Origin of the sequence: Nocardia sp. NPDC058519 (genome assembly GCF_042719755.1) — a bacterium.
In the GTDB taxonomy this organism is placed as follows: domain Bacteria; phylum Actinomycetota; class Actinomycetes; order Mycobacteriales; family Mycobacteriaceae; genus Nocardia.
This window is the reverse complement of record NZ_JBHXNK010000046.1, coordinates 16,622-28,424: the sequence shown is the minus strand read 5'-3', so window position 1 is coordinate 28,424 and position 11,803 is coordinate 16,622. Positions and strand designations below refer to the sequence as shown.

Sequence of the window (11,803 nt, the reverse complement as noted above, 5' to 3'; positions counted from 1 at the left end):
CGCCACCGGCTGGACCACCCCCCGAGGACCGCTTCCCACCCCCCCTCCCCACCGCCCCCCCACGGCCCGCCGGGCCCCCCCCCCCCCCCCGACCGCGTCCGAGGTGAGCCGGTCAGTCTTCGTGGCCCACGAGCGCGGTGACGCGAATCTCGACGCGCATGCCGGGCGCACCGAGGGCGGCGACGCCGATCTGGGTCCAGATGGGCGCCCGGTCACCCATTCGCGCGCGGAACTGCTCGACCATGACCCGGTTGTGTTCGTCGCCGATCGTGTCCTCGGCCGCGGGGATGTGGTAGCTGTCAACGGCGATGACGTCGGTCCAGGTCGCGCCCACTGTCGCGAGAGTCCGCTCGACGTTCTCGAAGGCCTGGACGATCTCGTCCTCGAGCGACTCGGGGAAGGTGATGTCGTCGTCCCAGCCGCCCTGTCCCGAGATATCGACCCGGTCTCCGACGCGGACCGCCTGTCGGTAGTGGAGCAGGTCGAAGAGGGTCTGGCCGTACCCGGGGGTGCTGGTGAAGGTGGCGGTGCTCATCGGCGCTTACCTTTCGTTTGACTTCATGTATGAAGTCAAACTAGCACGACATGACTTCACGTGTGAACTCAATAGGCCTCGCTATGATGATGCGATGACTGCGGCGACCCCAGAACCCCACGGCGTGGACGTGGGCGGCGAGCCAGCGGCGCCGGCCTGGCTGAACCCGGAGGAGAAGGAGGCCTGGACCGGTCTGGTCTCCCTGATCCTGCTGCTGCCGGGCCGCTTGGAGGCGCCGCTGCAAGCCGAGGCCGGACTGACGCTGTTCGAGTACCTCGTGCTCAGCCACCTGTCCGAGGCTCCTGAGCGGCGGATCCGGATGAGCGAACTGGCCTTCCTGGCGAACGGTTCCCTGTCCCGGCTCTCGAACGTCGTCAAGCGCTTCGAGCAGCGAGGCTGGGTCACCCGAGCGCCCGACCCCGACGACGGTCGCTACACGGTCGCGTCGCTCACCGACTCCGGGTTCGCGACGGTCGTGGCGGCCGCGCCGACCCACGTGCGCGCGGTCCGCGAATGCTTCCTCGACCAGGTGAGCGCCGCCGACGGACGAGCGCTGGCCCGGATCGCCGCCAAGCTCCGCGTCCGCCCCGCCGATCTGGCCTGAACCCGGCCGTCTAAGCCCGGCGCAGGGCGAACATGCGCAGGTCGCGGGTGGTGCGGTCGCGGTAGGCGGCGTAGGCGCCGGTGATCTCGACGAAGCGGGCGAAGATCGCGTCCTTGTCCGCGTCGGGGATCGGGGTGGCGGTGACCGGGATGCGCTCGCCCGCGATGGCGACGGTGGCCGACGGCTCGGCGAGCAGGTTGCCGGTCCACGCCGGGTGGTGATCCTGGCCGAAATTGGAACCGACCACGTAGAGAGTGTCGCCGTCGTGGACGTAGAGCAGCGGCTGGGTGCGCGCGGCGCCGGACTTGCGGCCGGTGGTGGTGAGCAGGATGACCGGGGCGCCGATCGGGCCGAGCACGGTGTACTTGGCGTCGGTGCGTTCGAGCAGGGCACGGTCGAGCGGGGTGATCGTGCGGATCAGCCAGGAACCCGGCTTGGTCGCGGCGAAACGGTTGGCTGCGCGGGACAGGGGATTGGTGCGCGAACCCCACTGCCGATCCGGGAACTGCGATGTCATGGGCGGACTATAGCCCGACAGATCGGACCACGATCCGGGGACTGAGTGTCATTTTGCGCGGACTATAGCCCGACCGATCGCACCCCGATCCGGGGACCGAGTGTCATTTGGGCGGACTATAGCGCGACCGATCGGACCCCACCGAACCCCTGAATCGCCGACGATTCACTAAGCTCGCGAGCATGGTCGAACAAGCGCCGTCCACCGTGTACATCGCCTCACCCGAGGGTGACACCGGAAAATCTACGGTGGCACTGGGTGTCCTCGGCATGCTGTGCGCGACCACCGCACGCGTCGGGGTGTTCCGTCCGATCACCCGCTCCACCGATGAACCCGACTACATCCTCGAACTGCTGCTCGAGCACAGCACCGCCGATATCAGCTACGAACAGGCCATCGGCGTCACCTACGAGGACGTGCACCGCGATCCCACCGCCGCGATCAGCGACATCGTGATGCGGTTCCACGACGTCGCCAAGGCCTGTGACGCGGTGGTGATCGTCGGCAGCGACTACACCGACGTCGCCAGCCCGAGCGAGCTGCGCTTCAACGCCCGCATCGCGGTGAACCTCGGCGCGCCGGTACTGCTGGTCGTTCGCGGCGCGGACCGTACGCCCGGCGAGGTCAAGCAGCTGGTCGAACTGTGTGCCACCGAGCTCACCGCCGAGCACGCTCATCTGGTCGCGATCGTGGCCAATCGCTGCGCACCCGAGGAGCTCGACGAAATCGCCACCACCCTGGCGGGTTTCGATGTGCCGTCCTGGACGCTGCCCGAAGTGCCGCTGCTGATGGCCCCGACCATGGGCGAGCTGTGCGAGGCGATCGACGGCGAAATCTACAGTGGCGATCCGGAATTGCTGCAGCGCGAGGCGTTGCGCATCATGGTCGGCGGCATGACCGCCGAACACATTCTGGAGCGACTCTCCGACGGTGTGGTGGTGATCGCGCCGGGCGACCGCTCCGATGTGTTGCTCAGTCTGGTGAATGCCCATGAGGCAGAAGGCTTCCCGTCGCTGGCGGGCGTGATCATGAACGGTGGCCTTCGCCCGCATCCGGCGATCGCGCGGTTGATGGAGGGCCTGCACCCCAGGCTGCCGATCCTGGCCACCGAGCTGGGCACCTACGACACCGCCAGTGCCGTGCACGGCACCCGAGGCCGCATGTGGGCGGGCAGCCCGGGCAAGGTCGACACCGCGCTCGCGCTCATGGAACAGCGGGTCGACGCACCGGAACTGTTGCGGCGCATCCAGGTTCCGTCCTCGGCGGTGGTGACACCGCAGATGTTCGAATACCGGCTGATCGAACGCGCCCGCGCCGATCGCAAACGCATCGTGCTGCCCGAGGGCGACGACGACCGCATCTTGCGTGCGGCCGGACGGGTGCTGCAGCGCAAGATCGCCGACCTCACCATCCTCGGCGACGAGACCTCGCTGCGGGCGCGCGCCGCCGAGCTGGGTGTCGATATCGCCGCCGCCCAGGTGATGGACCCACGCACCTCCGGCTATCTCGACGAATTCGCCGCCGAATACACCGAACTGCGCAAGCACAAGGGCATGACGCTCGAGCGTGCGCGCGAAACCATGGCCGACATCTCGTATTTCGGCACCATGATGGTCTACAAGGGGATCGCCGACGGCATGGTCTCCGGCGCCGCGCACACCACCGCGCACACGATCCGGCCCTCGTTCGAGATCATCAAGACGGTGCCCGGCGTCTCCACGGTGTCGAGTGTGTTCCTGATGTGCTTGGCCGATCGTGTTCTCGCCTATGGCGATTGCGCGGTGGTCCCCGATCCAACTTCCGAGCAGCTGGCCGATATCGCGGTGTCCTCGGCGGGCACGGCGGCCCGGTTCGGCATCGACCCTCGGGTGGCGATGCTGTCGTACTCGACCGGCGCGTCCGGCACCGGCGCCGATGTCGACAAGGTTCGCGCGGCCACCGAACTCGTGCGTGAGCGCACGCCGGACCTGCCGGTGGAAGGCCCGATCCAGTACGACGCGGCGATCGAGCCCTCCGTCGCCACTGCCAAGCTGCCCGATTCCGAAGTGGCGGGCAAGGCAACGGTTTTCGTCTTCCCCGACCTCAATACCGGCAACAACACCTACAAGGCGGTACAGCGCAGCGCGGGCGCGGTCGCGATCGGTCCGGTGCTGCAGGGTCTGCGCAAACCGGTGAACGATCTTTCGCGCGGCGCGCTGGTCGCCGACATCGTCAACACGGTGGCGATCACCGCCATCCAGGCTCAGGGAGATGGCAAGTGAGCGACCTGGTGCTGGTGCTGAACAGCGGCTCCTCCTCCATCAAATATCAACTGCTGCACGCTGTCTCGGCGCAGGTACTGGCGTCCGGGCTGGTCGAGAAGATCGGTGAGGCGCACGGTGGGCGGATCGTGCACGAGGCGGGCCCGGTCAAACTCGAGTACGAGGGGGCGATACCCGATCACAAAGCCGGTCTGCTGCGGGCGTTCGAGATGTTGCGCGAGACCGGCCTGGACCTGACCACGATCGGCATCGGCGCGGTCGGGCACCGGGTGGTCCACGGCGGCGAGGTGTTCTGGGAGCCGACCCTGATCACCGACGACGTGCTGCACGCCATCGACAAACTGTCGGTGCTCGCGCCTTTGCACAATCCCGCCAATGTGGTCGGCATCGAGTCGACGCGAGAGCTGCTGCCCGGCATTCCCCAGGTCGCGGTCTTCGACACGGCGTTCTTCCACACCATGCCCGACGCCGCCAAGACCTATGCGATCGACGCGAAACTCGCCGCGGCCCACGGAATTCGCAAGTACGGCTTCCACGGCACCTCGCACCAGTACGTGTCGGAGAAGGCCGCGGAATTCCTGGGTAGGCCGACCGAAGAGCTGAATCAGATCGTCTTCCACCTGGGCAACGGCGCGTCGGCTTCGTCGATCCAAGGGGGTGTCGCGATCGACACCACCATGGGTATGACCCCGCTCGAAGGTCTGGTGATGGGGACCAGGCCGGGCGATCTGGATCCCGGCGTCACGCCGTATCTCATGCGGGCGGCCGATCTGGATGTGAGCCAGGTGGAGCAACTGCTCAACCGCAGTTCCGGCATCAAAGGCATGAGCGGGGTCAACGACTTCCGTGAATTGCAGCAGCTCATCGATAAGGGCGACGCCCAGGCGAAGCTCGCCTACGACGTCTACATCCACCGCCTGCGCCGCTACCTCGGCGCCTACCTGGTGGAACTCGGCACCGTCGACGACATCATCTTCACCGCCGGTGTGGGTGAGAACAGCCCTGCGGTGCGCGCCGACGCGCTGGCCGGACTACAGGCGTTCGGCATCGAAGTCGACCCGACCCGCAACGAGACGCGAGCCCCTGGCATCCGCCGCATTTCGCCGGACTTCGCCCCGGTGACGGTGCTGGTGGTACCGACCAACGAAGAACTGGCTATCGCCCGCGCGGCCCACCAACTGGTCGGCGCGCACTGAGTCCTCAGAACCAGGATTTGGGGCGCAGCGAGTTGGCCAGGTCGACCAGCGCGTAGCGGTGGGCGCGGCCCGGTGCGTTGCGGGCCAGGGAGCGTAGGCCCGATTCGGTGCCGTCGCGCAGTTCGCGCTCGGTGAAGCTTCGCCCGAACAGCTTGGCGTCCTTGCGCTTCGGCGTGTTCCCGACCTGTAGCCAGGCCAGCGCGGTGCCCTGGACCAGGGTGCGCATGAGGGTGGCCCGGTGCTCGCCGGGGGCGATGGACTGGGCGCGCGAGGCAGCCAGGCGCAGGATCTGTTCGTCGAGGTCGGCGACGGGGGAACTGGTGAGCAGCAGCAGGATTGCCGTGGTCTGGGCGGTGGTGAAGTGGCGGGACGCGGCGGGCACGTCATCGAGCGCGTGCACCGCTTCGCCGACTCGCCCCGCCACCGCCAGCTGCCTGGCCAGGCCGAATGCCGCGCTCACCACGGCCCGGTCGGTGCGCCACACGGTGTCGTAATAGCGTTCGGCGAAGCTGCGCCACTGTTCGGGTGCGTCCGAATCCCAGTGTTGCAGAATGAGTTCCGCGGTGGCGGCCAGCGCCAGCTTGGGCGCGATCTCACCCGGCAGCACCCGCAGCACCGCCTCGAACGACGCGAAGGCGGCCTCGTAGTCGAGTTCGAGCAGATGCGCCTGACCGGTGAACCAGTCCGTGCGCCAATCAGCTTCGTTGGGCACCCTGTCGAGCATGTGCAGTACCGCAGCCGACTCGCCCAGTTCCAGCCGCGCCCGCGCCTCGGCGAAGAGCAATTCGCCCGCCAGGGTTTCGGGTGCGTTGTCGGGGTCTGCTTCGGCCCGCTCGCGTGAGTCGTGCAGCGCCTCGAGCACCCGCTCGGGTTCGGGGTTGGCGGTCGCGGCCAGCAGCGGCGCCGACGGGTCGGCGGGGTCGATCAGCGGAATCGGGAGTGCGGCAACCACATCGCGGGAATCGAGCAGCGGTGAGCGGCCGACACCGTCGAGATAGGCGTCGGTCTGGCTGATCAGTTCCTCGGTGCCGAAGCTGGTGCGCTGTGGACTGAACACTGTGGACAGCTGTGGATGTTCGGTGCCGGTGTCGTAGGCGAGGATCTCGCGCAGCACACCCGCCAGCTGCGCCGACATCGCCCGCGCCGACGGAAAACGATGTGCCGGATCGGGATCGGTGGCGGTGAGCAGGAATCGGTGGAAGAACTCGTAGCGGGCCAGCAGCGGTTCGTCGGCGGGGTCGGGGATGCCGTCGAGGTAGCGACCGTGCTCGCTGGGCAGTGCCAGCGTGAGCGCGGCGATCGTCCGGCCGACGGTGTAGACATCGGAGGCGGGCGTAGGTCCGGTTCTGGCGATCTCCGGAGCCTGGAAACCCTTGGTGCCGTACAGGTTTCCGTAGGCGTCGATGGTGGCGACCGCGCCGAGGTCGATCAGCTTCACCTGATCCTCGGTGACCATCACATTGTCGGGCTTGAGGTCGTTGTAGGTGAGACCGATCGAATGCAGATGTTCCAGCGCGGGCAGGATTTCCAGCACATAGGCGATGGCCTCGGCCAGCGGCATCTGCTCGCCGCGGGGCCTGGCATCGAGAATGTCACGCAGCGAGTGCCCGCCCACGTACTCCATCACGATGTAGCCGATGGACCCGTCACCCGCGGTGTGCTCGACGAAGTTGTGGATCTTGACGATGCTCGGATGCGCCACCTCGGCCAGGAATTGCCGCTCGGCCACCGCCACGGCCTGCGCCTCCGCGTCACCCGCGTGCAACAGCCCCTTGAGCACCACCCAGCGATCGCTCACATTGCGGTCGATGGCCAGATAGATCCAGCCGAGTCCGCCGTGCGCGATGCAGCCCTGGATCTCGTACTGCCCGGCGACCATATCGCCCTCGTGCAGCGATGGCCGGAAATCGTAAGCGGCCCCGCAGGTTTCGCATTCCCCGCTGGTCGACGCGGCCCGCGCCGGCGTGGAGCGCCCGACCGGATTGCCACAGCGCCAGCAGAACCGCCTGCCTTCCGAGACCATCGGATCCGCCAGCACGGCATCACGCGGGTCGGCCGGGGTCACCGTCGGAATCGGCACCAGTCCGGCGCCGAGCCGTCGCGTAGGCCGCGAACGCGCCGTGCGCACACTGCGCCCCGACCGTGTGGTGCTCCCACCGGTCTGCGGTGCGGAGGCCCATGGTCCGGAATCGATCGGAGTCGCTTGCGTCCCAGGTTGTTCGGTGCGCTGAGCGGCCTCCGTCGCCGCGTACGGCGCGGTCAGGGGTGCTCGTTGTGCGGCTTCTGTCGGCGCGTAGGGCGCGGTAGCGGGGGCGCGCTGGGCGGCTTCGGTCGGCGCATAGGCCGCGGACTCGCTCGCCGCCGTCGGTGGTCGACTCGCCCGCTGGGTAGCGAGCAGCTCATCCGCATCCGGGGAGGTCCCGGAATCGTCCGCCGTGGAAACCTCGCCCGATCGCTGGACAGCGCCGGAGTCCTCCGCGCGCTGGGTGGCATCGGTTGCCGGAGTCTGGTCGCGGCTGCTCGCCTGCTTGCTGGCGAACTCCGCGGCGGCCTCGGCGGTGAGTTTGGGCAACGGCCGGGTCTCGTCGTCGGCGGGCAGCGTCCACCCACCGGGCAGCGTGCCCGGCCGCTGACGCTTGGTCAGCTGAGTGGGCTCGCGCCGTTCCGGTTCCGGGGCCGGGTCATGAGGTGCCGACTCGGCACGCGGGGTCGGATCGCCATGCGCTGATCCATCATTCGGAGGAGTCGTGCTCATGGCCGTCAGTCCTGGTACTTCGGTGCGGGTGGGCTCGGTGTCTCGCCGAGGGTCGCGAGCCAGCGGCGGTGGATACGGGTCCAGGTGCCGTCGTTGCGGATACGGTCCAGGGTGGCGTTGACGAAACGCACCAGGTCGTCGTCGCCCTTCGGGATGCCGATGCCGTACGGTTCGGCGCTGATACTGCCGCCGACCACCTCGGTGTAGGGGTCCTGAGCGGCCAGGCCCGCCAGGATCGAGTCGTCGGTGCTCACCGCGTCGACCTGGCGTTGTTGCAGGACCACCAGGCAGTCGGCCCAGGTCGGCACCGTCAGAATCGTGGCGGCCGGTTGATCGCGGCGGATGTGATCGAGCGAAGTGGTGCCGCGCACCACGCACACGCGCTTGCCCGCCAGATCGGCGAGGCCGTCGATGCCGGAACCCTTCACCGCGAGCACCCGCTGATCGGCCCGCAGATACACCGTCGAGAACGCCACCCGCTTACGTCGTTCGCAGGTGATCGTCATCGTCTTCGCGATCAGGTCGACGGTGTGATCCTGCAGTGCCCGCTCGCGCTCTTCCGAAGCGAGACTGCGGTATTCGATCAGATCGGGGTTGCCGAGCAGGTCGCGGGCGATCTCGCGGGCGATGTCGGCGTCGAAGCCGACGATGCGACCGCTGAGCGGATCGCGGAAGCTGAACAGATTGCTGCCCGCGTCGAGTCCGACAACGAGCCTGCCGCGCGCCCGAATGGCATCGATCGTCGGACCGGCGGCGGTGCTCGGCCGCAGACTCGCGGTCGGATCGCCGCACTGCTCGCCACCGGTGGTCGGCACGGGGGTGTCGGTGCCGATCGGAATGGCCTTGGCGGGCAGCGGCGGTTCGGAATAGACGCCACGCTCAGCGGGCGCGGGTGTGCTGTCGGAACAGCCGGCGAGCAGCCCGACCAGCATCAGCGCCGCGAAGACGCGTCCATGTCTCACCGGTACTCCCGCAGTCGCGGCCACAACCCGAGCGCGACGCACGCCGCAGCCGCGATCCCGAGCACGAACGCGCCGGGAGCGAGGAAGGAAAGCACGTCTGTCGCTTGCGAGACCTTGGCACGCAGGGTGTCCCGTGTCACCGCGCCCGCCTTGTCCAGTGCCCGGTCGAGTGCCTCGACCTGGGCGGCCGAATCGGCGGCGCTCGGCCCGGTGGCCACGGTGGCCGCGCCCATGAAATCGCCACGCTCGAGTGTGTCGTTCATCCGCTGATGGGCCGACTGCCAGCGGGTCAGCGCGGCGCGCGCGTGCGCCACTTCGTCGCGCGCGGGGGCGTCCTCGGGATAACCGGCGAGCAGCTCGGTGAGCCGGGCGGCATTGGTATCAAAAGTGCGGTCGTAGTCGCCGGTCGCGTCGCGGCGCACCAGCTTCACCATTTCCGCTGATCGGGCCTGCTGCACCAGGATTCGGCTCTCGGCCAACCGCGCCGACGGCACCGCCCCCTCATCCCGGCAGCGGATCATCGCCACCGCGGAGACCGAACCGGCCGCCACCGTCCAGATCAGCGTCAGTGCCAGCGCGCCGGTGCCGATCAGCAGGCCCATATTGAAGAACCGGCGCGAGCGCCGCGCCAGCTCGACCTGCACCCAGATCAGCGCGCCGAGTGCCACCACCAGCAGCGCGATCGCTGTCCACGGTGGCTGCACGTGCCGGTACTGCGCGGCGGTGACCGCGTCGAAGCGATGGTCTTCGAGCTCCTCGGCCATCGGCAGCAGCGCGGTTTGCATCTGATGGGATGCCTCGCTCAGATACGCCGCGCCGACGGGATAGCCGCTGCGATTGTTCACCCGCGCTGTCTCGATCAGCCCGCTGTAGACGGGCAGGCCCGTCGCGATGCCGGTCCGCAGGCGGCGATCTGCGCCCGACGGGTCGGCCGCCTCCTCCTCGGAGATGTGACCGGCCTGGGTCACCAGCTCGGCGGCGGCTTCGCCGATGGCCTGGGTATAGCGGTCGCGCACCGCCTGGGGTTCGAGTCCGCCCGCGATGAACGCGGTGCCCGCGGCGGCGTCGGCGATCGAGAGCGAGGTGTAGAGGTGGTTGGCCGAATGCGCGTCGGGTTCGGTGTCGTCGAGCAAGACGCCGAGAGCTTGCTGACGCTCACTCACGGTCGACGAAGTCACCGCGCCCGCGGTCACGCACAGCACCATCAGGACCAGTCCGGCGGCAAGGAGCCGCCCCGGCGAGGAGTGCGCGAAACTGCGCAAGCGGGCGGGTTGGAACTGCGCGCGCAATGCTCTGACGTCGGGCGCGGGTGGCCGGTCGACGGGCGTGGCCGGTCGTCGCAACGGCGCCCAGCGTGGTGTCACCGGCGCGGCCCCGGCCGTCTCGGAGTGCTCCGCACCCGTCTCGGCCTGCGATGATGGGCGAACGCGGACGGCCGCCACCTCAGTCGAGGCATTGCGATTCCCCGGTTCGACCATCGTTCACCTCCCGGTGCTGTCCGTGCACCACTACTGATGCGGAGTTTATTGTTGTCCTACGGGTAGCGCAGCCCCTCACATACCCCCGAAGCGGTTGCTGTTCGGCTGCTCGGAGGAAAGAGTATGGGATGCGCGGCGATGGAGACGGCTGGTACAAGAGCCCTGACGGGGTCAAGCACTGGGGCAAATTCGGTGCGGCGGGACTACTGCTGCGTGCACCGTTGCCCGGTGGCGGGTCGGCGGTGCTGTTACAGCACCGGGCGCCGTGGAGTCATCAGGGCGGTACCTGGGCGCTGCCCGGTGGGGCTCGCGATTCGCACGAGTCACCCGAGCACGCGGCCGTCAGGGAGGCCGAGGAGGAAGCGGGCATCACCGCCGACCTGCTCCGGGTACGCGCCGAACGCTTGACGATGACCGCCCCGAGCGGCTGGACCTACATCACCGTCATCGCCGATGCCGAGAGCCAGCTCCCCACGGTCGCCAACAAGGAAAGCGCCGAACTGGCCTGGGTCCCCGAAGACGAGGTCGCCGGCCTCCCGCTGCATCCAGGCTTCGCCACCGCCTGGATCGAACTGCGTGCCGTGCCGTTGCGCGTGCGGCTAGAGGCCGACGCCGAACTCGCGGATGCGCTTCCTCGCACAGTCGAACTGCCTGACCAAGGGTTCTTCTGGCTGCACACGCGGGTCGACGGCCCCGGTATCGAGGTCTTCCTCGACGGCGAGCCGGCCCAGGGCCCGGCTCTCACCAGGGCCGACGTCCTCGCCTGAGCCGGTCCGGCACTGTGCGCCGATCTCAGGCAGCGGCGAGTAGCGCTTGCTTCAGTGCGCGGGCGGCGGCTTCTGGATCAGCGGCTTCGGTGATCGCCCGGACGACGACAACGCGGCGGGCACCGGCGGCCAGCACCTCCGGGAGTCGCTGCGCGTCGACGCCGCCGATGGCGAACCAGGGGAGCGTGGGATGGGAATCGGCGGTCGAGCGGATGAAGTCGACGCCCGCGGCTTGGCGGCCGGGCTTGGTCGGCGTGGTCCAGATCGGGCCGGTGCAGAAGTAGTCGAGGTGGCCGTCGATGGCGGCAAGGCCCGCCTGGTTGCGGTTGTGGGTGGAGCGGCCGATCACCACATCGGGGCCGACGACGCGTCGTGCGTAGGCGGGCGGCAGGTCGCCCTGGCCGAGGTGCAGCACGTCCGCGCCCGCGGCCAGTGCGATGTCGGCACGGTCGTTCACCGCGAGCAGTGCGCCGTGGCGGCGGGTCGCGGCCTTGATCTCGGCGAGCGCGCCCAGCTCGGCCTTGGCCTCGAGCGGCCCGAATTCGGCTTCGCCGGGCGATCCCTTGTCCCTGAGCTGCACGATATCGACCCCGCCCGCGAGCGCGGCGTCGACGAATCGGGCGAGATCGCCCTTTTCCCGACGCGCATCGGTGCACAGATACAGCAGTGCACCCGACAGGCGCTCCCGTGGCGGGATGGAACGGTTCGAATGGGAGGGCTGCACAGTG

At 68.7% G+C, this 11,803-nt stretch carries 10 protein-coding genes; 4 read left to right on the top strand and 6 right to left on the bottom strand.

Going from position 1 to position 11,803, the window contains the following annotated elements:
• Window positions 1-112: 112 nt before the first annotated feature.
• Window positions 113-535, bottom strand: a complete 423-nt coding sequence (locus ACFWPK_RS32475; protein WP_378922336.1) for a Rid family hydrolase — start codon at window positions 533-535, stop codon at window positions 113-115.
• Between the two features lie 94 nt (window positions 536-629).
• Here ACFWPK_RS32475 and ACFWPK_RS32470 point away from each other — a divergent pair, with 94 nt between their 5' ends.
• Window positions 630-1,139: a MarR family winged helix-turn-helix transcriptional regulator gene (locus ACFWPK_RS32470; protein WP_378922334.1), complete on the top strand. Its 510-nt coding sequence runs from the start codon at window positions 630-632 to the stop codon at window positions 1,137-1,139.
• Between the two features lie 10 nt (window positions 1,140-1,149).
• On the opposite strand, the gene ACFWPK_RS32465 is transcribed toward ACFWPK_RS32470, so the two are convergent.
• The gene (locus ACFWPK_RS32465; protein ID WP_378922332.1) at window positions 1,150-1,656 is read right to left on the bottom strand and encodes a nitroreductase family deazaflavin-dependent oxidoreductase; all 507 of its coding nucleotides are present in this window, start codon (window positions 1,654-1,656) and stop codon (window positions 1,150-1,152) included.
• Between the two features lie 182 nt (window positions 1,657-1,838).
• Between ACFWPK_RS32465 and pta the strand changes: the two genes are divergently transcribed.
• Entirely contained in the window at window positions 1,839-3,917 is a 2,079-nt protein-coding gene (gene pta / locus ACFWPK_RS32460; RefSeq protein ID WP_378922330.1) for a phosphate acetyltransferase, read from the top strand.
• Entirely contained in the window at window positions 3,914-5,113 is a 1,200-nt protein-coding gene (locus tag ACFWPK_RS32455) for an acetate kinase (RefSeq protein WP_378922328.1), read from the top strand. Before pta ends, ACFWPK_RS32455 begins: the two co-directional genes overlap by 4 nt.
• 4 nt (window positions 5,114-5,117) lie before the next feature.
• On the opposite strand, the gene ACFWPK_RS32450 is transcribed toward ACFWPK_RS32455, so the two are convergent.
• Genes ACFWPK_RS32450 through ACFWPK_RS32440 form a run of 3 tightly spaced genes read right to left on the bottom strand, consistent with a single transcriptional unit; the run spans window position 5,118 to window position 10,308 of the window.
• The gene (locus ACFWPK_RS32450) at window positions 5,118-7,868 is read right to left on the bottom strand and encodes a tetratricopeptide repeat protein (RefSeq protein WP_378922326.1); all 2,751 of its coding nucleotides are present in this window, start codon (window positions 7,866-7,868) and stop codon (window positions 5,118-5,120) included.
• A gap of 5 nt (window positions 7,869-7,873) precedes the next feature.
• Window positions 7,874-8,800, bottom strand: a complete 927-nt coding sequence (locus tag ACFWPK_RS32445; RefSeq protein WP_378922381.1) for a glutamate ABC transporter substrate-binding protein — start codon at window positions 8,798-8,800, stop codon at window positions 7,874-7,876.
• A gap of 26 nt (window positions 8,801-8,826) precedes the next feature.
• Window positions 8,827-10,308: a hypothetical protein gene (locus ACFWPK_RS32440; protein ID WP_378922324.1), complete on the bottom strand. Its 1,482-nt coding sequence runs from the start codon at window positions 10,306-10,308 to the stop codon at window positions 8,827-8,829.
• A 128-nt stretch (window positions 10,309-10,436) separates the two neighbouring features.
• Here ACFWPK_RS32440 and ACFWPK_RS32435 point away from each other — a divergent pair, with 128 nt between their 5' ends.
• Window positions 10,437-11,075, top strand: a complete 639-nt coding sequence (locus ACFWPK_RS32435; protein WP_378922322.1) for an NUDIX domain-containing protein — start codon at window positions 10,437-10,439, stop codon at window positions 11,073-11,075.
• Between the two features lie 25 nt (window positions 11,076-11,100).
• Here ACFWPK_RS32435 and thiE read toward each other — a convergent pair whose 3' ends face one another.
• Complete coding sequence (thiE, locus tag ACFWPK_RS32430; protein ID WP_378922319.1) at window positions 11,101-11,799, bottom strand: thiamine phosphate synthase; 699 nt, start codon at window positions 11,797-11,799, stop codon at window positions 11,101-11,103.
• Window positions 11,800-11,803 lie beyond the last annotated feature (4 nt).